The sequence below is a fragment of the Streptomyces sp. NBC_01450 genome (assembly GCF_036227505.1).
Lineage (GTDB): Bacteria > Actinomycetota > Actinomycetes > Streptomycetales > Streptomycetaceae > Streptomyces.
In genome coordinates this window covers 4727003-4750310 of sequence record NZ_CP109480.1, presented here as the reverse complement: position 1 = coordinate 4750310, position 23308 = coordinate 4727003, and the positions used below count along the sequence as shown (strand labels likewise).

Genomic DNA, 23308 nt, shown 5'->3' with positions numbered 1-23308 from the left:
ATCACGGCGCCGGGGTCGAGCCGTACGCCGTCAGGAAGCGGTCGCGGAACGCGTTCATCTTCCAGACCGGGGTGTCCTGTTTCGGCTGCAGGCCGTCCGCCCAGTTCCAGTCGGCGATCTTGTCCAGGACCTTCGGGTCCTTGGCGACGATCGAGACCGGCACATCACGGCTGGCGTGGTTGCCGCTGACCCGGGCGATGGGCTGGTGGTCGCCGAGGAAGATCAGCACGGTGTTCTTGTTGCCGTACTTCACCAGGTAGTTGATGAGGCTCGACACCGAGTACTGGATGGACTTGCCGTACTCCTGCTTCGACTTGGTGGAGTCGGTGATGATGTCCGCGGGCTTCTTGCCGGCCTTCTCGATCGAGTCGTAGATCGAGCCGTCGCCGACCTGGTCCTGCGGGACCAGCTTGGGGATCGGCGCCCAGGGCTGGTGGCTGGAGGTCAGGATGATCGTCGACATCAGCGGCTTGTCGTGCTTCTTGCTGTGCACCAGGCGCTCGAACGCGGTCAGGGCGTACTGGTCGGGCATGGTCGACCAGCTGAACTTCGGGCCCTTGTAGCCGAGGTTGTGGGAGTCGTAGAGCTTGTCGATGCCGTAGAACTTCTGCTCCGGCCAGGCCTTCTGGATGCCCGGCATGACACCGACCGTGTCCCAGGCGCCCGTCTTCTTGAAGGCGCCGGGGAGGGTCAGGCGCTCGCCCGCGGTGACGGTGCGGTAGCGCTGCTGGTTGCTGATCCACAGGCCCGACATGAAGGTGGAGTGGCCGAGCCAGCTGCTTCCGCCGTACGTCGCCGAGGTCAGCCAGCCGCTCTTGGCCGCGAACCCGGCCTGCGTCAGCTTCTCGTTCTCGGCCGTGAGCGTCGCGTCGACGCCCGGCGCCATGACCGGGTCCTCGATCGCGCTACGGCCGTAGCTCTCGATGAAGGTGATCATCATGTCCTTGCCGCGCAACCCGGTGAGCAGCTGGTCGGGCGGCGTGTCGGCGAAGTCGTCCTTCTTCGCGATCTTGGCGAACTCGGCCTCGTCCCGAAGCGTGCGCCGCACCTGGTCCGCCTTGAACTGGAGGGCCTGCATGGTGTGCTCCGAAGCGATGGGTATCCCCGCGGCGTACTGCACGCCCAGCGCCGCGCAGGTGACCCAGGCGATGGCCAGCACCAGTGTCGTGCGGGTCGCCGTCTCGGTGTTCCGGGCCGCCAGGTTGCCCAGTCGGATCACCGACATCGTCGTGAGGGCGAGTACGGCGATCACGAGCGTCACGGCCAGGGCCGCGATGCCGAGCGCGCCACCCTTGCCGAACGTGTCCTGGAGGTATCCCTGCGCATCACTGAAGAGCGACCAGTCGAGGACGACGTTGAAGCCTCGCCCGAGGTATTCGTTGAAACCGATGTCGAGGAAGTTCACGACGGTCAGGGCGCCCAGGCCGAGCCCGGCGAACACCGCCACGGCGATCCGCGGCTTGCGGGGCAGGACGATCAGCAGGGCGGCGCCGAAGATCGCCTCCACCGGGAGACGCACGAAAGCGGCCACCCGGAACTTGTCCGCCTGGGTCGGCATGAGCAGCGCGACGACCACGACGGCGAGGGCCACGGCGGTGGTGGCCCACGCGAGGACGCGGGCCGCGACCGGGTACTTCTCCCGCCACCCACCCAGGACGCGCCGCCACCGGCGGGGTCGGGGAGCGGCGGCGGGGGTGTCGCCGCCGCCGCCGTCGCCGTCGCCGTCGCCGTCGGTTTCGGGCGCGGCGGCGCCGGTGTCGGACACGGCGGCGGCCTGCTCCGGAACCTCGACGTCCGGGGCTTCCGGGGCTTCCGGGGCTTCGGCGTCCGAGGCTTCGGCGTCCGAGGCTTCCGGAGCTTCCGCGTCCGAGGCTTCCGCGTCAGGTTCTTCCGTCTGAGGTGTCTCGGTCTCAGCTGTCCCGGTCTCAGGTGTCTCCGCCTCGGGAGCCTCCGCCTCGGGAGTCTCCGTCTCCGGGGCCTTCGCTTCTAGGGCCTTGGCTTCCGGGGCCTTCGCTTCCGGGGCTTTCGGCTCGGGGGCGTCCAGGGGCGTGGCCTCCTGCGAGGGCATGTCCTCGGGTGCCTCGTCCGTTTTCGGCAGCTGTCGAGAGCTCGTGTTGAACGACAACCCGGCGGTCCTTCCGTGCGAAGCCCGGTGGTGGCGCGGCGGACCAGGCTGAGGTCGGGGCCGCCTTCATCTGTTGGGTACGAGGTCGTACCGGCCGGTGTTCAATCATCCGGGTTTGCTTATGTTCAAGCGAGTCACCGAGCTTGTTCAAGCACCTCACTGCGCTTGTTAAAGCAGCTCACCGCGTCGGAAGCGTCACCGTGACATCGAGCCCCGCTCCCGGCGCCGTCCGTACCGTCACTTCGCCCCCGTGCGCGGCCACCACTCCCTGCACGATCGCCATCCCCAGCCCGCTCCCCGCGCCACCGCCCGCCCGGAAGAACCGGTCGAAGATGCGCGCCGCGTCCTCCTCCGCCAGCCCGGGCCCCTGGTCCGCGACACACAGCCGTACGATCCCGTCCTCCCGTTCGAGACCGAGCCGCACCGGCACGTCGGCGGGCGTGTGGGTGCGTACGTTGGCCACGAGGTTGCCCAGCACCTGCCGCAGCCCCGACTCGTCGGCGTGCACCAGCAGCGTCCCGTCGGCGCCCACGGTCACCGGACGCCCGGGCTGCTGGGCCCGCAGATCCTCGGCCGCGTCCCGTACGAGACGGCTCAGGTCGACGTTCTTGAAGCGCAGCTCGGGGCTCTGGTCGAGGCGGGCCAGGATGAGCAGTTCGTCCACGAGGCGTCCCATGCGGTCGGCCTCGGCGTTCACCCGGTCCCAGGCCCGCCGGCGTTCACCCGGCTCGCGCAGCATGCCCTTCTCGTACAGCTGGAGGTAGCCGCGGATCGCCGACAGCGGGGTGCGCAGCTCGTGCGAGGCGTCCGCGACGAACCGGCGCAGCTGCGTCGCGCTGCGCTCGCGGGTCCGGTACGCCGATTCCACCTGGTGAAGCATGGAGTTGAGGGCGAGCCGCAGTTGTTCGACCTCCTGGGTCGGATGGTGGCTGGAGGGCACGCGTCGGGTGAGGTCTCCCTCGGCGATGGCGGACGAGGTCTCCACCATGTCCTCCAGCGGCCGCATCCGGCGGCTCACACTGATCATGGTCAGCACGGCGAGCAGCGCCAACAGCAGGGTTCCGACGCCCAGGTCGAGCTTGAGGGCCTTGGCGATGCCCTTGTGCAGGGCGTCGGTGGAGGCGGCGAGCAGCACGTACGTGCCATCGGCGAGCCGGGCCCCGGTGACCCGGTAGGAGGCGCCGTGCACGGTGGTGTCGTGCAGGGCGGGGTCGTGCGCGAGGGCGCTCGGGTCGTCCACCGCGGCGACCAGCGCGCGCTGGATCTCGGTGGGCTTGAAACCGCCGACACTGAGGGGGGTCCCGTGGCCGTCCACCGCCGCGAAGATCGAGTCGGGCTTGTCGGACCGGTCCGCGCCAGGGGCCATCCGGTCGCGCACGAAGGCGAGCGCGGTGAGCGAGTCGACCTGGTGGAGGGTGAGCCGCGAACCGGTCAGCGACTCCCGCGTCTTGGACAGTTCCGTGTCGACCTGGTCGAGCAGATAGTGCCGCATGCCCATCAGGCTGACGGCGGTCGCCACGATGATGCCCAGCGCCAGCAACCCCACGTTCGCGAGCGTCAGTTTGCCGCGCAACGAGTGGATCCCGTGGTGACGCCGGGCCCGCCGCACACTCACATACGCGGGAATCCCCGCACAGACGGCGTACTCGGCCCGGAGTACGGGTTCCGGGAGGGCGGGATTCTCCGCACGCACCGTGACCTCGCCCCGGTCCGGGGGTGCCGGGGTGGTCATGCGAGGCCGTATCCGACGCCCCGGCGGGTCTGGATCACCGGCGGGCCGAGGGGTTCGAGCTTGCGGCGCAGATAGCTGATGTACGTCTCGACGACGGTCGACTCGGCGGAGTGCTCGTACTGCCAGACATGCCGCAGGAGCTGATCCTTGGGCACGATCCGGCCGCCGTTGCGGACGAGGAAGCGCAGCAGGGCGTACTCGGTGGGGGTGAGCTCCACCGTGCGGTCCCCGCGGTGTACGGAGTACGTGGTCTCGTCCAGTTCGAGTTCGCCGTAGCGAAGGGGCGGGCGCTGCGGAAGGACGTCGTCGGGGCGGGTGCGCCGCAGGACGGCCGTGATCCGGGCGACGACCTCGTCGATGTTGAACGGCTTGGTGATGTAGTCGTCGCCGAAGCCGAGCGCGCCGACGATCTCGGCGGGCGCGTCCCGCGCGGTGAGGAAGACGATCGCCAGGTCGGGCCGACGCAGGCGCAGTTCACGGCCCAGCGCCCGTCCGTCGCCGTCCGGCAGCATCACGTCGAGCAGTGCCGCGTCGGGGCGGGTGCGTTCGGCGAGCGTGAGTGCCTGGCGGACGGTGCCCGCGGTCATCACCTCGAAGCGGTGGTAGCGCAGGGCTATGGCGAGGACGTCCGCGATGCTCGGCTCGTCCTCGACGACGAGAACGGTGGCACCCTCGTGAGCGGTCATGCCCCCAGTATCCGCACGCGGGTCGCGCCAGGGGGCGGCTCGCCCTTTGGAGTTCCTTGAGAGTCATGGGCGGTCTGTGTCGTCGCTCGAGCGCGCCGGTTGATGGTTGGTCCAGGACCTGGGGGACCAACCGACAACCGAACGGCCGGATGGCCGGTCGACTAAGGAGCGTTGAGCGTGGCGACATTGGCACGGTGGTGCTATCGGCACCGGCTGGTGGTCCTGTTGCTGTGGGTGGGGGCGCTGCTCGGGCTCGGGGCCGCCGCCTCGACCGCGGGCACGGATTACGCGAACGTCTTCTCCCTTCCGAACACGGACTCCAAACGCGCGTACGACCAGATGGAGAAGGCCTTCCCGGAGCGCGCGGGCGACACCGACACGGTGGTGTGGAAGGTCGACACGGGAACCGTCCGGGACCAGTCCGTACAGTCCCGGATCCAGCCCGCGCTGGAGAAGATCGGCAAGATGGCGGGGGTCGGCGGCGTCACCGGCCCGTACGCGGGCGACCGGGGCGCGGCGCAGATCAGCGCCAACGGCAAGATCGCCTATGCCCAGATCACCTTCGCCGAGCAGGCGAACGCGGTGCCCAAGCAGCTGGTGCAGGACGTGGTCGACACCGCGCAGGGCGCCGAACGCGGCGGACTGCACGTCGAGTTGGGTGGCCAGGCGATCCAGCGGGTCCAGGAACCGCCCACCGGACTCGCCGAGATGATCGGCATCCTGGCCGCGGCGGTCGTCCTCTTCCTCGCCTTCGGCTCGCTGTTCGCGATGCTCCTCCCGATCGGCATCGCGATCTTCGGGGTGGGCACGGGCCTGTTCTCCACCCAACTGCTCAGCCATGTCACGTCCGTACCCGACCTGGCCCCGTTGCTCGCCACGCTGATCGGCCTCGGGGTCGGCATCGACTACGCGCTGTTCATCGTCACCCGGCACCGGCGCGGCATCCTGCGCGGCATGGACCCGGAGGAGTCGGCGGTCATCGCCCTCAACACCTCCGGCCGCGCGGTGCTGTTCGCGGGCGGCACGGTGTGCATCGCGCTCGCCGGCATGCTCGTGACCAACCTGCGCTTCCTGGACGGCGTGGTCATCGGCACCTCCCTCACCGTGGTGTTCAGCGTGCTCGCGGCGGTCACGCTGCTGCCCGCGCTGCTCGGCTTCCTCGGCTCCCGGGTGCTCAGCCGCCGCCAGCGGCGCAAGCTGGCCGCCGAAGGCCCCGAGCCGGAGCGGGCCAGTGGCTTCGCGGCACGCTGGTCGGCGAGCGTCCAGAAGCGCCCGCGCTCGATCGCCGTGATGGCCCTCGTCGTCATGGCGATCCTCGCGATCCCGGTGCTGTCGCTGCGGCTCGGCGCGACCGACCAGGGCAACGACGACGCGTCGACGACGACCCGGAAGGCGTACGACCTCCTCGCGGAGGGCTTCGGCCCCGGCTTCAACGGTCCGCTCCAGGTGGTCTCCACCGGCGGCGACACGAACAAGCTGGTGCAGGGCATCCGCTCGACCGCGGGCGTCGCCCAGGTCGCGGCGCTGCCGCCCGCCCAGGGCGTCACGGTGATCCAGGTCGTACCGACCACCTCACCGCAGTCCGAGAAGACGGACCAGCTCATCGACACCCTGCGGGACAAGGTGATCCCGGACGCGGGGGCTCAGGCGCACGTCGGTGGCGTGACGGCGATCTCCAAGGACTTCTCGACTGTCACGGGTGACCGCCTGCCGCTCTTCATCGCCACCATCATCGGCCTGGGCTTCCTGCTTCTGATGATCGCCTTCCGCTCCCTGGTGGTGCCCCTCACCGCCGCCCTGATGAACCTGATCGCGGCCGCCGCGTCCTTCGGCGTCCTCGTCGCGATCTTCCAGTGGGGCTGGGGACTGAGCCTGCTGGGCCTCGGCAAGGAGGGCCCGATCAACGCCTTCCTGCCCGTCATCATGCTCTCCCTCCTCTTCGGCCTCTCGATGGACTACCAGGTGTTCCTGGTGAGCCGGATGCACGAGGAGTGGGTGCACACCAAGGACAACGCGCGCGCGGTCCGGGTCGGCCTCGCGGAGACCAGCCGTGTCATCAACTCCGCCGCCCTGATCATGGTCTGCGTCTTCCTCGCCTTCGTCCTCAGCGGAGACTCGGGGGCGGCGATGGCGGGCGTGGGCCTCGCGGCGGCGGTCGCGCTGGACGCGTTCATTCTCCGTACGGCGCTGGTGCCGGCCGCGATGCATCTGCTGGGCAAGTCCAACTGGTGGCTGCCGGCGGGTCTGGAGAAGCGGCTGCCGCACCTGGCGGTGGAGCCGGCCGAGGAGGCGGAGTCGCTGCCGCGGGCTTCGGCGGGAGGATCGTCGGTCGTCCACGGCTTCGTCCGTGACGCTGAGGGCGCGCCGGTCGACGGGGCGGTCCTCACCTTGCTCAGCAAGGGCGGACGTCAACTGGACCGGGTGACCTCACTGGCGGACGGCTCGTACATCGTCTCGGTGCCGACTCCGGGCACCTACCTGCTGTCGGCGACGGCCTCGTCGTACGGCGCCCGCGCCCGGCATGTCGTCGTGACCGACGAACCGCTCGTGCACGACCTGGAGTTGACGAAGGGGGAGGTGGACGCCGTCAACTAGCCTTCGGCTGCCCGGCTTTGAGGATCTCGTTGACGTCCAGAGTGACCTCGGCGCCGATGGAGCGGGGAAGGATGACGATTTCGCCGGGGGCGTGCACGCGATGGGTTGCGTACGTGTCTCCGGCGGGGTCGGTGAGGACGTGGAGGCGTTGGTGTTCGCGGTCGACGATGACGTAGACGGGGACTTTGGCTTCGGCGTAGGCGGTGACCTTCGCACGGAGGTCGGTCCTCCAGTTGCTGGAGGTGACTTCGAGGATGAGGCGGAACGCCACGGGGTCGTAGGCGTTGTTCTCGATGAGGTGCTCGTCGATGTCGGCTTCGACGAGGCAGAAGTCGGGGATCGCGTAATCCTCGGGACCGCCCGGCAGCCAGATGCCGATGCCTTGGAGCACCTCGGTCTCACCCTCATCGAGACCTGCTGATTCGAAGGGGCGAGTCACCTTCTTGAGCGCCCGCGCGTGAGCGACGTCAGGAGAGGGCGTCACGAAGATCTGGCCTCCGATGATCTCGACGCGGCGGCCCGGAAGACGGTCCATGATGCGGTTCGCCTCGGCGATCAGCGGCCGGTCCTCGTGCGGTCGCTCGACAGCTGCTGCGGACATCACGTGCCTCCCATGGGCTGGTGTCGAGGACATCATCGTAGGCCGCATCCCTCCCCCATGCCCCGTATCACCTGCTTCACCCGATCGTGGAGCCCCGCCCCGGATCCGGCAGCATCTTCGTCATCCCCGGCAGGAAGTCCGTGAACAGTTCGTGCACCTCGTGGACCAGTGGCCGCAGGACCCGGAAGCGGGCCAGTGAGACGCCCCGGGTGGTGAGGCGGGCGCCGCGCTCGGCGAGCCGGTAGCTGCGTTCGCGTCCCTCCGTGCGGTCGAAGACCCAGTACAGGACGAGCCCCATCTGCGACAGCCACATCAGCTCGGGCAGGACATCCCTCAGCTCCTCCGGGACCTTCGCCTTCGACCCGGCGAGCACCTCACGGTGTATGGCGATGGACTCCTCGCGCGGCCCCGTCGACTCGGGGGAGAAGGGGCTGAGCGGGCTCTCCGGATCGGCGGCGTTCTTGAAGAACTGCGCCGCGAACTCGTGGTACGGCTCCGCCACGTCCAGCCACGCCTTCAACACGCCCGCGATCCGCGCCTCCAGATCCTTCTCGCGTTCCAGGACCGGCCGGATCGCCACCTGGTGCTCGGCGCCGATCCGGTCGTAGAAGCCCTGGATGAGGTGCTCCTTGCCGGCGAAGTAGTAGTACGCGTTGCCGACGGAGACCCCGGCCTCCTGGGCGATGGCCCGCATGGTCGTCTTGTCGTACCCCCGCTCCTGGAACAGCCGCAGCGCGGTCTCCAGGATCAGGGCGCGGGTCTGCTCACTCTTGGCAGGGTTCTTTTCCTGGGCCTTTCCGGGCGCGCTCGTGTCGTCCGGGCCGGGGCTGTCTGTCGGTGCTGGCACGAAAACAGAGCCTAACGAGTCGAACAGGAGTCGCTGTCACAGCCGGGAGGCTCGTACGTCCACCCGACGCTCGGCTCGTACACCCATCCGTCCCCCCGCCGGTACGCGCCCCCGCCCCACCCCTGCTGGGTGTGCCCGGAGCGCCACTTCGCGGCGGCGAGCATCGCGCCCTTGGCGAGCAGGGCCCCGGCCGGGGTGCTCAGCCGGTGGGCGAGCGGCCGGTGCTCGCGCAGCGCCCACAGGCAGACGACCCAGGCGGCGGCCCCGCGATAGACCTGGCCGCCGTCCCCGACGACGGTGATCTCGTCGAGGGTGGTGCGGTGGTCGAGGGCCGGGAAGAGCGACCTGGCGTGCTCGGAACCGGCGGGCACGAGCCGCAGCGGCACCAGCTGGGGCTGCTTGCCCAGCCAGTCGCGCAGGAAGGCGCACAGCGAGCACCGCGCGTCGTAGAGGACGGTGAGCCCGAGGACCGGGACGCGCGCGGCGTCCCGGTCAGGGCCGGCCTCGAGGCCGGTCATGGTGCTCACGCCCCGGCCGCCGGCGCGACCCAGTCCGTCGGCGCGACGGGCGGCAGCTGCTCCCGCTCCATGACGCCCCGCCGCCGGATCTTGTTGAGCACGTACACGTTGCCGAGGTGCATGACCCCGAGGACGAGCAGGACGACGCCGAGCTTGGTCGACAGGGCCTCGAAGACCCCGCGGGCGTTGGCGATGTCGTCGTCGCCGTTCAGATAGAGCGCGACGAAGCCCAGGTTGACGAGGTAGAAGCCCACCACCAGCAGGTGGTTGACGGCGTCGGCGAGCTTCTCGTTCCCGTGCAGCACGTCGGCGAGGAAGATCCGCCCGTTGTGGCTGAGTGTGCGTGCCACCCAGATGGTCAGCGCGATGCTGACCAGCAGATAGATGACGTACGCGACGACCGTGAGGTCCATGTCCCCACCCCTTCTTGAACGCGTTCAAAACGCTGTCGAGAAGGAATCTAGACCTGCTTTTGAACATGTTCAAGTCAGGGTGGGGTGAAGGGTGGAGTGAGAGGGGTCACGCCTGGGGGCGGCCCAACTCGGGCCGCTTGCCGTAGTCCGTGAAGCCGATGACGTTGCCCCAGGGGTCGGCGACCTCGACGGTCCAGCCGGTGGCGACCTGGAAGGCGGGGGCGAGCGGCTGGATGCCCGCCGAGGCCAGCGCGTCGGCCGTGGCCCGCGCGTCCCGGACCTCGAGCCACACCCGCGCCGAGGCCCACGCCGGCGGTCGCGGACCGAGTTCCTCCTCGAGCTGCAGCAGCAGCCCCGGCGTCTCCTTGCCCACCTTCAGCAGTGCGATCCCGGCCTCGTCCAGCCGGAAGGCCACCGGAATCCCGGCCCGCCCGTAGAACTCCACCGCGGCGCCGAGGTTCCCGACGGGCAGCAGTACGTTGTCGAAACCGAGCAGCTCGTACGACACATCATCTGACATGCCATCAGATTAGGTACGGGCCACCCCGGGAGCCCGGTGGCTGACCGCGCGGGTCCCCCAGGTGGTGCAAGGCCGAGCGCGCCGCGTGACAGCCGCACATGCCGCACATGCCGTGCACGCCGGGTCCTTCAGGTACGCAGCGTGCGTCCTCGGTGCGGCGTTCCGGTGATGCCGGTGAACCGGAGGTCGAGACCGAGTCCGTCGCGCTCGGCGTGCAGGCGCAGGTGGGGCTCGGTGGTGTTGCCCGAGTTGCCGACCTCGCCGAGGAGTTGGCCCGCGCGCACCCGGTCACCGGTGGCCACGGTCACGGTGCCCGGCCGCAGATGCGCGAGTTTGACGAGTTCACTGCCGGTGTCGATGAACACGTGGTTGCCGTAGGGGGGCTCGTAGCGGATGGTGCCGGGGACCTGGTCCGCGTAGTCGTCGGCGGCGGAGACCACGTTCCCGTCGCACGGGGCGTACAGCTTCGCGCCGTAGATCCGGTAGGCGTCCGGCGAGGCACCGGAGCGCAGCCGGGCGCCGCGCGCGCCGACGCCGATGACGTCGATCGCCCCGCGCTGTTCGGGGTGGGGCGCGTGGTGGTTCAGGCCGGGGCCGCCGCCCTGGGCGATGAGCCAGGTGCCGTCGCGCAGCGGGAAGCACAGGGGCGCCGACAGCTCGGCCCCCCAGCGGTGGCGTCGCGCCCACCCCAGGTAGCCCGCGACGCCGCCCAGCAGGACGAGACCGGTCACGAGCTCCGTAGCGAGGTGACCGGCGGGCAGCGAGGGCAGCCGCCAGGCGGAGACGAGCGCCACGGGCCCGCCCGCTTCCATGGCCCGGCGCAGCCACCAGGGCAGCCGGGCGGGTGTGAGGAGCCCCTCCGTGAGGAGGTACGCGGCGGCCACGATGAGGACGTTGCCGCACCAGCCGGCCACCGACGAGGCGGTCCAGCACGTCGCGACGCACACGGCCAGCAGCACGCACCACAGGGTCCAGCCCACGGCGACGCGGGCCCCGGCCGGGACGCGCAGCCGGGGCGGCCGGTAGGGGCCGGGGGCGAGGCGGAGGTTGGTGAGCCGTCCGCCGGCGTCCGCGGCGGCGAAGGCCAGGGTCCGCCCCGCCGTTCCCTGGACCACCAGCCCGTCCGGGCCGTCCGTGACCGAGCGCAGGTCTCCCACGTGGGCGAGGGTCGCCCCGACCACTTCGTGCAGTCGCCGGTCGCCCACGGCGTCGACGACGCGCGGCGCCAGCTCGCCCCACTGTCCGGGGTCGGCCAGCAGGAAGCGCTCCAGGGCGCGGGCCGCTTCGGTGCTGTCGTGCCTAGGCATCGGCAGCCCCGTCCCGAGGCGCGAGGACGGCGAACGCGGAGACCCTGGCGGGTCCGGCGCCGACGGTCCCGGCGCGGCGGAGCCGCGGGGCGAGGCACGAAGTGACGCCGACCGCACGTCCCCTGAGGCCCCGGCAGTCCTCGCCCCGCACGCACGCGCAGTCCGTGCCGATCATCAGTAGCCCGAAGCACACCAGTCCCATGCAGACCATGATGCCCGGACGCATGGGGACGGGCCCTGATGCCGAGAGCGGGCGAGGGCTCCGGCTCCTGCGGCCGTGGTGAGGACGGCGGCCGTGTGCGAGTTGCCCATTCCCCAGCCCCAGGACCGCCCGTACGCATCAGGCGCCGGCTTTTCGGCGGACGCGTGCCGTGCCCCGCGGTGTGCGGCGGCCCGGACGGGACGTCCAGGGCCGAAGGCCTGCCGGAGCGTCATACTGAGGAGTGCTCAGGTGAGTATGGGGAGGGTGGGCTTCGTGCGACGGCTGTTGGCGGTGCACTTCGTGCCGTGTGCGCTCTTCGTCACCTGCCTCTACGGGTTGGTCAGGGCGGGGAGCTTCTCGGGTCGTAGCGACTGGACCGCCGTCCTGCCGTCGAGCCTGGTAGTCACCGCCGGGTCCCTTCTTCTGATCGGTGCTTGCGCCGCCCTACTCGGAATGCTGTTGCAGCCTTTTCAAGTGCGGGCGGTGCGGGTGCTGGAGGGGTACTGGGACCGGTGGCCGGTCACGGCGGGATTCGCCGGGGTGCTGATGGAATGGCAGCGCCGCCGCGGGCAGACCCTCGCTGATCGAGCCGACGTCGCGGCCGATGCCGGACCCGACGCCCGGCGAGTCGCGGCAGACGCCTCCAGACGCTTGGGGGCCGGACCGCCTCAGGACGTTCTTTTGCCCACCGCACTCGGGAACGCCCTCAGGGCGGGCGAACTCAGCGCGGGCGAGCGTTACGGACTCACGACCCTCGCCTCGTGGCCGCGCATCTATCCGCAGGTGTCCGCCCCGCTCGCACAGGCGCTGAGCTCGGCCCGGGACATGTTGGACACGGCGGTCAACCTTTGCCATGCCTTCCTCGCCTGTGCTGTCGTCATGGCGGCCGCCTGCTACGACGAACCTGGGGAGTGGTGGCTGGTCGCACTCGCGCTGGTGATGGCCGCGGTGGCGTACAAGGGAGCTGTGGTCGGGGCACAGTCGTACGCGGGGCTCATGCATGTCGTGTACGACCTGCACCGGTTCGACCTGGTTGAGGCCCTGCACCACCCGCTGCCGGACCGCGACGGCGAGTGGGCGCTCTTCCAGCGGCTCTCGGACCGGTTCGCGGGGCAGCGAGTGAACTTGCCGTACGCCCACGGCAGTTCACGCCCGGACGAGACTGATGGCCCCGCACAGCCCGAGAAGGTGTAGCCCGACTTCGCGAGCGGCATCCGCGTCGGTGCCCTCACGCGCGCCCGTGTCGGTGACGCGGGTGAGGACGGTGCCGGCCGTACGGACCGTGACGGGCCACTCCTTGGGCACGGTCAGGTGCACATGGCCCGCCACTGCCGTCACCTGGACGGACAGGCTGCCGTCGAGGAAGGAGCCGGTCAGATCGGCACGCACCTCACCGGCTATGGCGCGGAGCACCACCTGAGGTGTGTCACGGCGGCTGCCGAGCGCATCCGTCGTACGGACCCGGCCTGTCGCCAGCACGCGCGTCCACCGGTGGGAGTCTGCCTCACGGGAGGAGAGCAGCAGCGCCAGGCCGACGAGAATCAGGGCGGTGGGTGCGGCAAAGTCGGCGAGGGCGCGGGTGCTGATGCCGTGGGCTGCCGCCAGCCCGCCGAAGGCCACGGTGCCGAGCAGGCCGGGCGCGATGAGCGAGCCGGGGGTGATGACCGAACGCAGCAGGTTCAGCAGGGCGATGGCCAGCAGGAGCCAGGGCCACCAGGCGGTGAGCCAGTCCGCGGCGGCTCGGACCCGGTGCGCGCTGTCGCCGACGGTGAAACTGCCGACGGCCAGGACGGTCAGGCCGAGCCACAGGCGGGAGCGTTGCTCCCTCCCACCCCCTGTGCCCGCCACGCGCGCCATCGTAGTGGGGCGGCGAGGCGGCCTCCTGGGGCGGGTCGGCTACTGGTTGTAGCGCATGCTGTTCGCCAGCTCGAGCTCTGCCTCAAGGGAATCGTAGGAGTGGTGGTACGCCACATGGACGATTGGAGGCAGGGTGCTGAATTCGCAGGTCACGGCGTGCGCGCCCGCGAACCGGGCGTTGTACGTGGCCAGGTAGGCATCCATCGCTGTGGAGCCCACCTTGATCGCAGCATGCCAGGCGTCCAGCGTGTCCCCCGCGAGCACGTCCTCGGCGCGAATGACAACCTCGCAGCCTGTGCCTCGGCAGCCACCCCTATGCGAGAGGCCGTTGCCCGGCAGGGTCATTGCATGGGTGGTCATGCGTTCTCCCTCGGTTTGGCGATCGCGCTGAGCGCGAACCCGCGACTGACGCCCAGGTGCACGTTCTTCCGGTAGATGGCAATGGTCCAGACCGCCTCGACGGCGGTGCACAACAGCACCAGTCCGCCGGCGGCCCACCGCCATGAGGCTTGTTGGCCGCCGTCCGGTGGAACCAGAGCGGCGGCGACGCCCAGCCCCAGCAGGACGGTTCCCATGCTGAAGCAGTGGACGGCAAGGTTCTGGTACCGGGCCCACACGCCGTAGTCGTCGCCCTGCCATGCGTACAACCTCTTCAACTGTGCCTCGTTGTCGCTCCCGTACCAGTCGTGGATGTCCTGGCGCGAGTAGAGGTACTGGCGGGCGAAGTAGTGCAGTTGAATGCTGGCGATCAGGGCCATGGATGTGGCGACGAGCAGCAGGAGGCTGATCCCGGGCCAGCGGAAGATTCTCTCGTTCGCTCCGGCGACGACTCCGGCAAGGGCCAGAGCCGCTCCCACCAGAAGCGGTGCGGCGACCGAGTGGGCTTCTTTTGATGCGGGTCCGTAGCCCAGCGGCACAGGTGCTTGCAACAGGCCCATGATCCCCCTTGAGTAAACCGCCCCTTGATGCGGAGTGTGACTGCGGAATCCTCTCCTCAGTAGCTGCGGAAACAGGCCACAACAACTGAAGGCCCCGCCTCCGCGTCACAGCGGAAACAGGGCCCTCAGTGCTGCTCAGCAGCGTCAGAAGCGGCGGGTGATCAGTGCGCGCTTCACTTCCTGGATGGCCTTCGTGACCTCGATACCGCGCGGGCAGGCGTCCGTGCAGTTGAACGTCGTGCGGCAACGCCACACGCCGTCCTTGTCGTTGAGGATCTCGAGGCGCTGCTCGCCCGCTTCGTCACGGCTGTCGAAGATGAAGCGGTGCGCGTTCACGATGGCCGCCGGGCCGAAGTACTGGCCGTCGTTCCAGAAGACCGGGCAGGACGACGTGCACGCCGCGCACAGGATGCACTTCGTGGTGTCGTCGAAGCGCTCGCGGTCCTCGGCGGACTGCAGTCGCTCGCGCGTCGGCTCGTTGGTGTCCTTCGTGATCAGGAAGGGCATCACATCGCGGTACGCCTGGAAGAACGGGTCCATGTCGACGACCAGGTCCTTGAGGACCGTCAGGCCCTTGATGGCCTCGATCGTGATCGGCTTGTCAGGGTTGATGTCCTTGATCAGCGTCTTGCAGGCGAGGCGGTTCTTGCCGTTGATCCGCATGGCGTCCGAGCCGCAGATGCCGTGCGCGCAGGAGCGACGGAAGGTGAGGGATCCGTCCTGGTCCCACTTGATCTTGTGGAGGGCGTCGAGGACGCGCTCCTTCGGGTCGATCTCCAGCTGGAAGTCTTCCCAGACCGCGTCCGCCGAGACCTCGGGGTTGAAGCGGCGGATGCGGAAGGTGGCGGTGATGTACGGCGAGTCGGCGAAGCCCGCCTCGGGCTGGCCGGCGCTGTCCGCCTTGTCGAGGGTCGGGGTAGCCATCAGTACTTACGCTCCATCGGCTGGTAGCGGGTCTGGACGACCGGCTTGTAGTCGAGACGGATGGACTCGGTGCCGTCGTCGCCGACCTCGCGGTACGCCATGGTGTGGCGCATGAAGTTGACGTCGTCTCGGTTCGGGTAGTCCTCGCGGTAGTGACCGCCGCGGGACTCCTTGCGGGCGAGCGCGGAGACAGCCATGACCTCGGCCAGGTCGAGCAGGTTGCCCAGCTCGATGGCCTCGAGCAGGTCCGTGTTGAACCGCTTGCCCTTGTCCTGGATCGAGACGTTCCGGTAGCGCTCGCGCAGCTCGGCGATCTTCTCGACCGCCGTCTTGATCGTCTGCTCCGTGCGGAACACCATCACGTTGGCGTCCATGCACTCCTGCAGCTCCAGGCGCAGCGCGGCGACCCGCTCCGTGCCCGTGGAGTTGCGCAGGTGCTCGACCTGCGAGACGACCTGGGAGGCCGGGTTCTCGGGCAGCTCGACGTAGTCGGCCTTCGCGGAGTACTCGGCGGCGGCGATGCCGGCGCGGCGCCCGAACACGTTGATGTCCAGGAGCGAGTTGGTGCCGAGGCGGTTGGCGCCGTGCACGGACACACAGGCGACCTCACCGGCGGCGTACAGGCCCGGGACGACGGTCGTGTTGTCGCTGAGCACCTCGCCCTGGACGTTCGTCGGGATGCCGCCCATGGCGTAGTGCGCGGTGGGCTGGATCGGGATCGGGTCCGTGTAGGGCTCGATGCCGAGGTAGGTGCGCGCGAACTCCGTGATGTCCGGGAGCTTGGCGTCGAGCTGCTCCGGCGGGAGGTGCGTGAGGTCGAGGTAGACGTGGTCGCCCTCGGGACCGCAGCCGCGGCCCTCACGGATCTCCGTGTAGATGGAGCGCGAGACGACGTCACGGGACGCGAGGTCCTTCATGACCGGCGCGTACTTCTCCATGAAGCGCTCGCCGTCCTTGTTGCGGAGGATGCCGCCCTCACCGCGGGCGCCCTCCGTCAGCAGGATGCCCATGCGCCAGATGCCGGTCGGGTGGAACTGGAAGAACTCCATGTCCTCCAGCGGCAGCCCACGGCGGTAGACGGCCGCCTGGCCGTCACCCGTCAGGGTGTGCGCGTTGGACGTCACCTTGAAGAACTTGCCGGTGCCGCCGGACGCGTAGATCACGGACTTCGCTTGGAAGACGTGGATCTCGCCGGTCGCCAGCTCGTAGGCGACCACACCGGCGGACCGCTTGACGCCGTCGACCTCGGTGATCAGCTGGTCGAGGACGTAGAACTCGTTGAAGAACTCCACGCCCTCCTTGACGCAGTTCTGGTACAGCGTCTGGAGGATCATGTGGCCGGTGCGGTCCGCGGCGTAGCAGGACCGGCGGACCGGGGCCTCGCCGTGGTTGCGGGAGTGACCACCGAAGCGGCGCTGGTCGATCCTGCCCTCGGGCGTCCGGTTGAAGGGAAGGCCCATCTTCTCCAGGTCGAGGACCGAGTCGATGGCCTCCTTCGCCAGGATCTCGGCGGCGTCCTGGTCGACCAGGTAGTCACCGCCCTTGACCGTGTCGAAGGTGTGCCACTCCCAGTTGTCCTCCTCCACGTTGGCCAGCGCGGCGGCCATGCCGCCCTGCGCGGCGCCCGTGTGGGAGCGGGTGGGGTAGAGCTTCGTCAGCACGGCGGTGCGGCTGCGCTTCGTCGCCTCGATGGCGGCGCGCATGCCGGCGCCGCCGGCGCCCACGATGACGGTGTCGTACTTGTGGATCTGCATGAGTCGGTTACCTCAGCCCCGTGCCTAGCGGATGTTCGGGTCGAAGGTGAAGATCACCAGCGTGCCCAGCAGGATGGTGAACACCGTGGCGGTGTAGAGCAGGCCCTTGAGCCACAGGCGGGTGTTCGCGCGCTCCGCGTAGTCGTTGATGACCGTGCGCAGGCCGTTCGCGCCGTGCAGCATCGCGAGCCAGAGCATCGCGAGGTCCCAGGCCTGCCACCACGGGGAAGCCCAGCGACCCGCGACGAACGCGAAGCCGACCTTGGAGACACCGCCGTCGAGGACGAGCTGGATGAGCAGGTGGCCGATGACCAGGACGACCAGGACGATGCCGGACAGGCGCATGAAGAGCCAGCCGTACATCTCGAAGTTGCCGCGGGTGGACTTCGGGGTCTTCTTGGTGCGCTTGCGCGGGGCCTCGATGAGCGGCGCCGGGTTGTCGACGCTGTACGCGGAGAACTCTCCCGCGCCCTCGACGGGGCCGATACCGGAAGCGGCGGTCTCAGTAGTGGACATCTGCGTCAGCTCCCGAAGACTTCGCGGAATGCGTGACCGAGGACCGGGTACAGGGCCCCGGCCATCAGCACGACCCAGATACCGACGACGGACCAGAGCATCTGCTTCTGGTAGCGCGGGCCCTTCGACCAGAAGTCGACGGCGATGACACGCAGGCCGTTGAGCGCGTGGAAGAGGATGGCGGCGACGAGGCCGTACTCCAGTAGCGCGACGATCGGCGTCTTGTACGTGGACACGACCTTGTCGTAGTCCTCGGGGGAGACACGGACGAGAGCGGTGTCCAGCACGTGTACGAACAGGAAGAAGAAGATGAGGACGCCGGTGACTCGATGAGCCACCCAGGACCACATTCCTTCCCGGCCGCGGTACAGCGTTCCAGCCGGCACGGAAGAACCCTCCGGGAGCGGGGATTGGGGCCTGCCGGCTTCTGTGTCGGTCGGCCCGGCCGGGTACGGTCCACCGGCCCTGGCCATCGTAGCGACGAGTTGTCGGAACGTTTACAGCGGCCCTATCTATGTGATCAAACTGGCAATCAATCAGGCACGTTCGGGCTATTCCGGGCGGGTCGGGGACCCGGTTCCCCCAGAAGGCGTGTCAGGCGGCCCCTGGCCAGGCGGCGCAGCTCCTCCGACGTGATGAGCCGTTCCTCTTCGGGATCGTGTGTCAGTCGTGACCGTATTCCGGCGAGTACGTGGTCCAGGGCCTCGTCCGGGGAGAAGTCGTCCAGACAGACGACGAACACGTGTCCGAACCGGCTTTCGTAGGCCGCGTGAGCCGCGCTCAGGGCCGTGTGGGCGGCGGAGTACGCGCCGTCCGGGAGCGGCGTGAGGGACTCGCCGGCGAGGGCCTCGGCGAGGTCGGCCGGGGTGAGGTCGTACACCGCCTCGTCGGCCGCGGCGAGGAGGGCGTCCAAGTCCGGGTAGGGCCGGTGGTCGGCCAGCCGGTGGGCCCAGCGCAGGCTGTGGCAGCAGGTCAGGAGCGCCTGCACGGCGGAGTCGGCGGGCGCGGAGTTGAACGGCTCCAGGCGCGCCGGGGACGACGGCACGCTCTTCTGCTCGGGTAGGGCGACCTGGCCGGGGAGGCGTGGAAGACGGTGCGAAGGCAGCGTGGGTCCTCGGCGGTGGGATGTCGACGGGATGCCGTGACGTCCTGTGACCGTCACGTGTGGTGAGGCGGGGGAAGAAGTGATAGTTGTGCCGCCACGTTATCCACGATTGACGGGACCTGCCCGACGGATGCCCGAATTTCACCCGGACGGGAGAGTTTCGGAACCTGCGGTGGACGGGTGACGTGGAGAGGGGGACCGTGGAACATCCGGGGGTGTACGACGTGAGGTGTACGAGGCACCCGATGCGTACGACAGGGTGTGGGCCTCGATTACCCGAGCGAAGGGCGTGGTGCGGTGAGCACGGGCAGGCGACGACGGGCGCCGGTGCGGGACGGGAGGCGGCCGGTACAGATAGCGGTCGGCGTGGCGGTGGTGACGGGTGCCGTGGTGGCGACCGTCGCGCTGTGGCCGTCCGCCGACGCGGGCACGCCGACCGGGGCGAGCGTCACCCCGGGCCGGGCCTCGGCCACACCCCCGCCGTCCCCCACGCCGACCCGGACGTACCCCCTCTCCCAGACCCCTCGCACCATCCCCGCCGTACGTGAGCACACCCCGGCGCGCGGCCCCGGCTGGCGTCCCGCCGCGGGCGCCCGCGTGGTCGTCGACGACGCGGGCCTCGCCGACGAGGGGAAGCTGCTCGCAGGCGAGCTGAAACTGTCGTACGCCGGACAGACGGCGCCCAAGGACGGGGATGTCGAACTCGGTCTGAACACCACGAACGCCGACCCGGAGTCGTACACACTGACCGTCAAGAACCGCCGGGTCACCATCTCCGCGCCCGGCGAGGCGGGCGTCTTCTACGGCACCCGCACCCTCAAGCAGGAGGTGCACGGCGGCGGTACGGCGCCCGAGGGCGTCGTGCGCGACCAGCCCGCCAAGCCGCGCCGCGGGTTCATGATCGACATCGCGCGCAAGCCCTACTCCGCGGCCTGGATAGAGGACCGGATCCGGGAACTGGGCGATCTGAAGTACAACGAGCTGGGTCTGCACTTCTCCGACGACCAGGGCTTCCGCATCCAGTCGGACACCCACCCGGAGATCGTGTCGAAGGACCACCTCAGCAAGACGGACGTCCGCAACATCGTCGCCCTCGCGGAGAGCCGCCATATCCACGTCGTCCCCGAGATCGACTCGCCGGGCCACCTCGGCGCCGTGATCGCCGCCCACCCCGACCTCCAGCTGCGCAGCGCCTCGGGAACCGCCCCGCGCGGCACCGTCGACATCTCCAAGCCCGCCGCGGCGGCCATCGTCGACGACCTGCTGAACGAGTACGCCGGTCTCTTCCCCGGCCCGTACTGGCACCTCGGCGGCGACGAGTACCAGGCGCTGACCGTGGCCAGCCCGTCGACCTCCTTCCCGCAGCTGGCCGCCGCCGCCAAGCAGGCCTTCGGCCCCGGCGCCACCGTCGCGGACCTCACCACCGGCTGGCTCAACGACCGCGCCCAGGTGATGCGTGGACACGACCGGACCCTGCGGGCCTGGAACGACGGGTTCTTCCGCGGCGGCACGGTCCAGGCGGACAAGAGCCTGGAGGTCGCGTACTGGACCGGCAAGGAGCTCGGAGCGCGCCCGCCCGTCGAGTACCTGAGCGCGGGACGCAAGCTCATCAACTACAACGACGAGTACCTCTACTACGTCCTCGGTGAGCCGCAGACCTTCGTCTACCCGACCGGGCAGCGCATCTACGAGCAGTGGACCCCGCTCGTCCTGCGCGGCACCACCCCGGTCCCCGCGAAGTACGACGGCCAGATCCTCGGCGGGAGCTTCGCCGTCTGGTCCGACCTCGCGAACGCGCAGACCCAGGACCAGGTGGCGGCGGGGATCAGGATGCCGCTGCGCGCCACGATCCAGAAGCTGTGGGATCCGGGCCGGCCCACGCTGTCCTGGACGGACTTCAAGAGCCTGGCGAACCGGCTGGGCTGAGGCGTATCTTCCCTCTGATTCGTGTGCCGGGCGTGCCTCCGGGAGGGGCGCGCCCGGCTCTTTGTGCCGGCGCGGTCTCATGTGCCGGTGATCCGGGGGGTTTTCATGTCCAGTACGCCCATGCCCGTGCCCGGGGGCGCCATGGCGCCGCCGCACGGGGCTGCCTGGCTGCGCTCGCCGGTGGGCCTCGGGCGAGCGGTCGCGGTGCTGCTCGGCGTGGTCGTCGCCGTGGATCTCTTCGCGATCTGGGCGGGCGTCAGGGTGTACGACGTCACGGGCACCATCCTGGACGACGGGGCCGGCGAGGCGCTCCAGCGGGACGCGGTTCACGCGGACTCGGTCATGGCCGCGGTCGGCGTCGTGCAACTGGTCTCCCTGACCGCCACGGTCGTCGTCTACCTCGTCTGGTTCTACCGGGTGCGGATCAACGCCGAGGTGTTCGACCCGTTCGGGCACGAAATGGGGCGCGCCTGGACGGGCTGGGGCTGGTTCGTGCCGCTGGTGAACCTCTGGTTCCCGCGTCGCATCATGCTGAACATCTGGGACGCGAGCCGCCCCGCCGGCTCCCGCACCTCGCACGGGCTCGTCAACGCCTGGTGGGCGATGTGGATCAGCACGCTGGTCGTCGGCCGGGCCGGGTTCGTCAGCTACCGCGAGGCCGAGACCGCCGCGGATCTCTACGGCGCCGCGGGCGAGGTGTTGTTCGCGGACGTCACCGGCCTCGTGGCCGCCGTCCTCGCCGTATTCGTCGTCCTGCGGCTGACCCGGATGCAGAACGAGAAGGCCCTGCGCGGGCCGGTCCCGCCCGGTGAGCCGGTCCCGGCGCCCGTCAGGGACCACGGCTGACAGCCGGCGTTGGGCCGTTGGAGGCAGGTGGCGCGCCGGTTCGGCCGATTCCCTGGCCAACTCCCTTACCGCTGTGGTGTATTCGGCGCGGCCGAACCGAAACACCACCGGGGGGAAACCGGCATGGGCTACTGGGGCTACTACGTCGTGGGCAGAAGCGAGCGGCCGCTCGCCGAGCTGGACGCGCTGGGCGGAGCGCACGGGATGCTGCTGCGGACCACGGCGCCCGACGGCTGGCAGGTGTGGGAGTACCCGAGCGGTGACGGCGACGTCGCAAGCATGAACACGCTCGCCCGGGAGACCGGATCGCCCGCGCTCTTCGGGTACGTCATGGACAGCGACTGCGTGGTCGTCGAGGCCGCCGGGCCGGGGAGCGGCGCGTGGACGACCTGTCTGGCGCGGACGGCGATGGCCGCGCACCTCGGGCAGAGCGAGGAGGGGCTCACCGTCGACGACTACTTCCTGGAGCCCTCCGACGCCGCCGCACGGGCCGTCGCCTGGGCCGCGGAGGCAGGGCACACCGTGGTCGCCGAACCCCTGCTCGCCGTGCTGACCGCGGACGCCGATCCATTGGCCGAAAACCTACTCTTCCGGTTCCTCGACCGGCTCGGGGTGGTGCCCCTGTGACACTCCCGCTCCGAAGCACGCAGTAAGGGGAAATGCGTGCTCCGTAAGCGGGAGCGCGCTGTCGAGGGAGGCGTGATGAGCCTGGTGGACCTGATCGCTCAGGCCGACGAGCGTGGTCTGGCGGCGAGCGGACTGGCTTGTTTGGATCGGTGCGTGCCCCTGCTGGGCGGCGACGACGAGGTCCTGCGGCCGCTCTGGTCGAGCCTCGCGGACGGCGGCGCGGGCGGCGGTGCCTGGGCCGAACGGCTGGCCGAGGCGCGGGCGGAACTGGACTCCGCCGAGCCCGACTCCGGATCCGGCCCCGAGGCCGGGGCCGCGGCGGGTGACGAGGACCAGGCCGCCCTACTCGCCCGCCGTATGCTCGCCGCCGCTCCCGACGACCCCTGTACGTCCGCCCTGCGCCCCTGGGCCGACGCCTGTTCGGCGGCGGCCCTGCAGATCCACCGGCTCCTCGATGTCGCCGCCGACGGCGACGGTCCCCTCGTCGCGGCCGAACTGCGCCGTCAGGTCGCCGTCCTGGAACTGCTCGCGGGCCGCGGCGCGGGCGGACTGCGCCCGGCCCTGGAGGTGTCGACGGAGGGGCGGCGCGTCCTGCGCGCGGTGGTGTCGCGCCGGGCGCGCGGCCGGTCGTAAACCTGTTCCTCTGGGGGGTTCCTGTGACTGTCCTGGGGCCGGAGACGGGGGTCCTGGGCCGGTGTCGCGAAGGCGTCCGGAACGCGTGACGAATCCCGCCCGGAAGACGCTCTTCCGAGTGTGAACGCAACGAGTGCGAACCCGACCCGGGCGACCAGGCCCTCCGCCGCGACCAAGCCCGTGCGCTGGGCCGCGGACACCGTCGCGACGATGCGCGAGGGCGCCCGGCTGCGCCTGGACTACTCGGCGCAGAGCCTGTGGCGCGTCGACCGGCTGATCGAGGAGATACGCCGGGAGGGGGCGCCGTACGCCGCCGTCCACACCGTGCTGCGCGGCTTCGGCGCGTACGCCGGTGAGGTCATCGTCCGGTGCGCCGGCGCGGAATGGTGGGAGACGGGCGGCGAGCACTGGCTGCGCACCCCCGACGGGCGCCTGTGGGACCCCGTCGACGAGGCCCGCCGCTGCTACGAGGGCGACGGCTCACTGCGGCTGCTGTGCCGCGAGGCCGTGAGGTAGGGCCGGTCCGGCGGCGGCGCGCCGAAGGGCGGCGAGATTGCCCGTTCTTAAGGTACGCGACCGTTCCCAAACGGCGGGCTCCGGAGTGAACATGAGGACAACCGCCGGACCCGGGAGGCC

The 23308-nt window shown here is 70.0% G+C and carries 25 protein-coding genes; 7 read left to right on the top strand and 18 right to left on the bottom strand.

Annotated elements, in window-relative coordinates; all coding sequences use genetic code 11:
- Position 1: 1 nt before the first annotated feature.
- The 3 genes from OG568_RS21140 to OG568_RS21130 form a co-directional block, all read right to left on the bottom strand.
- Entirely contained in the window at positions 2-2068 is a 2067-nt protein-coding gene (locus tag OG568_RS21140) for a sulfatase-like hydrolase/transferase (protein WP_443077875.1), read from the bottom strand.
- A gap of 235 nt (positions 2069-2303) precedes the next feature.
- Positions 2304-3857, bottom strand: a complete 1554-nt coding sequence (locus OG568_RS21135; RefSeq protein ID WP_443077711.1) for an ATP-binding protein — start codon at positions 3855-3857, stop codon at positions 2304-2306.
- Positions 3854-4543, bottom strand: coding sequence for a response regulator transcription factor (locus OG568_RS21130; RefSeq protein WP_266585067.1), 690 nt, complete (start codon positions 4541-4543; stop codon positions 3854-3856). The genes OG568_RS21135 and OG568_RS21130 overlap by 4 nt, the downstream gene beginning before the upstream one ends.
- Positions 4544-4729: 186 nt before the next feature.
- Here OG568_RS21130 and OG568_RS21125 point away from each other — a divergent pair, with 186 nt between their 5' ends.
- Positions 4730-7138 (top strand): MMPL family transporter, encoded by a 2409-nt coding sequence (locus OG568_RS21125; RefSeq protein ID WP_329536405.1) that lies wholly within the window; start codon positions 4730-4732, stop codon positions 7136-7138.
- Here the strand turns inward: OG568_RS21125 and OG568_RS21120 are convergent.
- The 7 genes from OG568_RS21120 to OG568_RS21090 form a co-directional block, all read right to left on the bottom strand.
- Complete coding sequence (locus OG568_RS21120; protein ID WP_329532717.1) at positions 7131-7739, bottom strand: Uma2 family endonuclease; 609 nt, start codon at positions 7737-7739, stop codon at positions 7131-7133. The two genes, OG568_RS21125 and OG568_RS21120, sit on opposite strands and share 8 nt — an antisense overlap.
- 76 nt (positions 7740-7815) lie before the next feature.
- Complete coding sequence (locus tag OG568_RS21115; RefSeq protein WP_266436812.1) at positions 7816-8586, bottom strand: TetR/AcrR family transcriptional regulator; 771 nt, start codon at positions 8584-8586, stop codon at positions 7816-7818.
- 11 nt (positions 8587-8597) lie between these two features.
- Positions 8598-9104 carry a thiol-disulfide oxidoreductase DCC family protein gene (locus OG568_RS21110; RefSeq protein WP_329536404.1) on the bottom strand — a complete coding sequence of 169 codons (507 nt, stop codon included), beginning with the start codon at positions 9102-9104 and terminating at the stop codon, positions 8598-8600.
- A gap of 5 nt (positions 9105-9109) precedes the next feature.
- Complete coding sequence (locus tag OG568_RS21105) at positions 9110-9517, bottom strand: hypothetical protein (protein ID WP_266585075.1); 408 nt, start codon at positions 9515-9517, stop codon at positions 9110-9112.
- A 106-nt stretch (positions 9518-9623) separates the two neighbouring features.
- The gene (locus OG568_RS21100; protein ID WP_266585077.1) at positions 9624-10037 is read right to left on the bottom strand and encodes a VOC family protein; all 414 of its coding nucleotides are present in this window, start codon (positions 10035-10037) and stop codon (positions 9624-9626) included.
- 128 nt (positions 10038-10165) lie between these two features.
- A complete protein-coding gene (locus OG568_RS21095) occupies positions 10166-11344 on the bottom strand; it encodes a M23 family metallopeptidase (protein ID WP_329532716.1) in 1179 nt (392 codons plus the stop codon).
- Entirely contained in the window at positions 11337-11546 is a 210-nt protein-coding gene (locus OG568_RS21090; RefSeq protein ID WP_329532715.1) for a hypothetical protein, read from the bottom strand. The genes OG568_RS21095 and OG568_RS21090 overlap by 8 nt, the downstream gene beginning before the upstream one ends.
- 255 nt (positions 11547-11801) lie before the next feature.
- On the opposite strand from OG568_RS21090, the gene OG568_RS21085 reads away from it, so the two are divergent.
- The gene (locus tag OG568_RS21085) at positions 11802-12740 is read left to right on the top strand and encodes a hypothetical protein (RefSeq protein ID WP_329536403.1); all 939 of its coding nucleotides are present in this window, start codon (positions 11802-11804) and stop codon (positions 12738-12740) included.
- Here the strand turns inward: OG568_RS21085 and OG568_RS21080 are convergent.
- The 8 genes from OG568_RS21080 to OG568_RS21045 all read right to left on the bottom strand — a co-directional run bounded on the left by OG568_RS21080 (position 12693) and on the right by OG568_RS21045 (position 18580).
- A complete protein-coding gene (locus OG568_RS21080; RefSeq protein ID WP_329532714.1) occupies positions 12693-13394 on the bottom strand; it encodes a hypothetical protein in 702 nt (233 codons plus the stop codon). The genes OG568_RS21085 and OG568_RS21080 overlap by 48 nt on opposite strands.
- Before the next feature lie 48 nt (positions 13395-13442).
- Entirely contained in the window at positions 13443-13763 is a 321-nt protein-coding gene (locus OG568_RS21075) for a hypothetical protein (RefSeq protein WP_329532713.1), read from the bottom strand.
- The gene (locus tag OG568_RS21070; protein ID WP_329532712.1) at positions 13760-14332 is read right to left on the bottom strand and encodes a hypothetical protein; all 573 of its coding nucleotides are present in this window, start codon (positions 14330-14332) and stop codon (positions 13760-13762) included. The genes OG568_RS21075 and OG568_RS21070 overlap by 4 nt, the downstream gene beginning before the upstream one ends.
- Before the next feature lie 153 nt (positions 14333-14485).
- The gene (locus OG568_RS21065) at positions 14486-15265 is read right to left on the bottom strand and encodes a succinate dehydrogenase iron-sulfur subunit (RefSeq protein WP_266436794.1); all 780 of its coding nucleotides are present in this window, start codon (positions 15263-15265) and stop codon (positions 14486-14488) included.
- A complete protein-coding gene (gene sdhA / locus OG568_RS21060) occupies positions 15265-17019 on the bottom strand; it encodes a succinate dehydrogenase flavoprotein subunit (RefSeq protein ID WP_266436792.1) in 1755 nt (584 codons plus the stop codon). The genes OG568_RS21065 and sdhA overlap by 1 nt, the downstream gene beginning before the upstream one ends.
- A gap of 24 nt (positions 17020-17043) precedes the next feature.
- Positions 17044-17535, bottom strand: a complete 492-nt coding sequence (locus OG568_RS21055; RefSeq protein WP_266436789.1) for a succinate dehydrogenase hydrophobic membrane anchor subunit — start codon at positions 17533-17535, stop codon at positions 17044-17046.
- 5 nt (positions 17536-17540) lie between these two features.
- Positions 17541-17921 (bottom strand): succinate dehydrogenase, cytochrome b556 subunit, encoded by a 381-nt coding sequence (gene sdhC, locus OG568_RS21050; protein WP_121405616.1) that lies wholly within the window; start codon positions 17919-17921, stop codon positions 17541-17543.
- A gap of 146 nt (positions 17922-18067) precedes the next feature.
- The gene (locus tag OG568_RS21045; protein WP_329532711.1) at positions 18068-18580 is read right to left on the bottom strand and encodes a 2-oxo-4-hydroxy-4-carboxy-5-ureidoimidazoline decarboxylase; all 513 of its coding nucleotides are present in this window, start codon (positions 18578-18580) and stop codon (positions 18068-18070) included.
- Positions 18581-18937: 357 nt separating this feature from the next.
- On the opposite strand from OG568_RS21045, the gene OG568_RS21040 reads away from it, so the two are divergent.
- The 5 genes from OG568_RS21040 (at position 18938) to OG568_RS21020 (ending at position 23188) form a co-directional block, all read left to right on the top strand.
- Positions 18938-20566, top strand: coding sequence for a beta-N-acetylhexosaminidase (locus OG568_RS21040; RefSeq protein ID WP_329532710.1), 1629 nt, complete (start codon positions 18938-18940; stop codon positions 20564-20566).
- Between the two features lie 105 nt (positions 20567-20671).
- Positions 20672-21412, top strand: coding sequence for a DUF4328 domain-containing protein (locus OG568_RS21035; protein WP_329532709.1), 741 nt, complete (start codon positions 20672-20674; stop codon positions 21410-21412).
- 123 nt (positions 21413-21535) lie between these two features.
- Positions 21536-22039: a hypothetical protein gene (locus OG568_RS21030; protein WP_329532708.1), complete on the top strand. Its 504-nt coding sequence runs from the start codon at positions 21536-21538 to the stop codon at positions 22037-22039.
- Positions 22040-22114: 75 nt separating this feature from the next.
- Entirely contained in the window at positions 22115-22672 is a 558-nt protein-coding gene (locus tag OG568_RS21025) for a hypothetical protein (protein WP_329532707.1), read from the top strand.
- Positions 22673-22792: 120 nt separating this feature from the next.
- Entirely contained in the window at positions 22793-23188 is a 396-nt protein-coding gene (locus OG568_RS21020; protein ID WP_329532706.1) for a hypothetical protein, read from the top strand.
- The last annotated feature ends 120 nt before the right edge of the window (positions 23189-23308 follow it).

Excerpts from the sequence above, each read along its gene's own strand:
- OG568_RS21025 (WP_329532707.1), top strand. The coding sequence starts at position 22,115 with ATGAGCCTGGTGGACCTGATCGCTCAGGCCGACGAGCGTGGTCTGGCG.
- OG568_RS21030 (WP_329532708.1), top strand. The coding sequence starts at position 21,536 with ATGGGCTACTGGGGCTACTACGTCGTGGGCAGAAGCGAGCGGCCGCTC.
- OG568_RS21130 (WP_266585067.1), bottom strand. The coding sequence starts at position 4,543 with ATGACCGCTCACGAGGGTGCCACCGTTCTCGTCGTCGAGGACGAGCCG.
- OG568_RS21120 (WP_329532717.1), bottom strand. The coding sequence starts at position 7,739 with ATGTCCGCAGCAGCTGTCGAGCGACCGCACGAGGACCGGCCGCTGATC.
- OG568_RS21085 (WP_329536403.1), top strand. The coding sequence starts at position 11,802 with ATGGGGAGGGTGGGCTTCGTGCGACGGCTGTTGGCGGTGCACTTCGTG.
- OG568_RS21105 (WP_266585075.1), bottom strand. The coding sequence starts at position 9,517 with ATGGACCTCACGGTCGTCGCGTACGTCATCTATCTGCTGGTCAGCATC.
- OG568_RS21140 (WP_443077875.1), bottom strand. The coding sequence starts at position 2,068 with ATGCCCTCGCAGGAGGCCACGCCCCTGGACGCCCCCGAGCCGAAAGCC.
- OG568_RS21055 (WP_266436789.1), bottom strand. The coding sequence starts at position 17,535 with ATGTCCACTACTGAGACCGCCGCTTCCGGTATCGGCCCCGTCGAGGGC.
- OG568_RS21100 (WP_266585077.1), bottom strand. The coding sequence starts at position 10,037 with ATGTCAGATGATGTGTCGTACGAGCTGCTCGGTTTCGACAACGTACTG.
- OG568_RS21095 (WP_329532716.1), bottom strand. The coding sequence starts at position 11,344 with ATGCCTAGGCACGACAGCACCGAAGCGGCCCGCGCCCTGGAGCGCTTC.
- OG568_RS21090 (WP_329532715.1), bottom strand. The coding sequence starts at position 11,546 with ATGGGACTGGTGTGCTTCGGGCTACTGATGATCGGCACGGACTGCGCG.
- OG568_RS21035 (WP_329532709.1), top strand. The coding sequence starts at position 20,672 with ATGTCCAGTACGCCCATGCCCGTGCCCGGGGGCGCCATGGCGCCGCCG.
- OG568_RS21135 (WP_443077711.1), bottom strand. The coding sequence starts at position 3,857 with ATGACCACCCCGGCACCCCCGGACCGGGGCGAGGTCACGGTGCGTGCG.
- sdhA (WP_266436792.1), bottom strand. The coding sequence starts at position 17,019 with ATGCAGATCCACAAGTACGACACCGTCATCGTGGGCGCCGGCGGCGCC.
- OG568_RS21110 (WP_329536404.1), bottom strand. The coding sequence starts at position 9,104 with ATGACCGGCCTCGAGGCCGGCCCTGACCGGGACGCCGCGCGCGTCCCG.
- OG568_RS21075 (WP_329532713.1), bottom strand. The coding sequence starts at position 13,763 with ATGACCACCCATGCAATGACCCTGCCGGGCAACGGCCTCTCGCATAGG.
- OG568_RS21065 (WP_266436794.1), bottom strand. The coding sequence starts at position 15,265 with ATGGCTACCCCGACCCTCGACAAGGCGGACAGCGCCGGCCAGCCCGAG.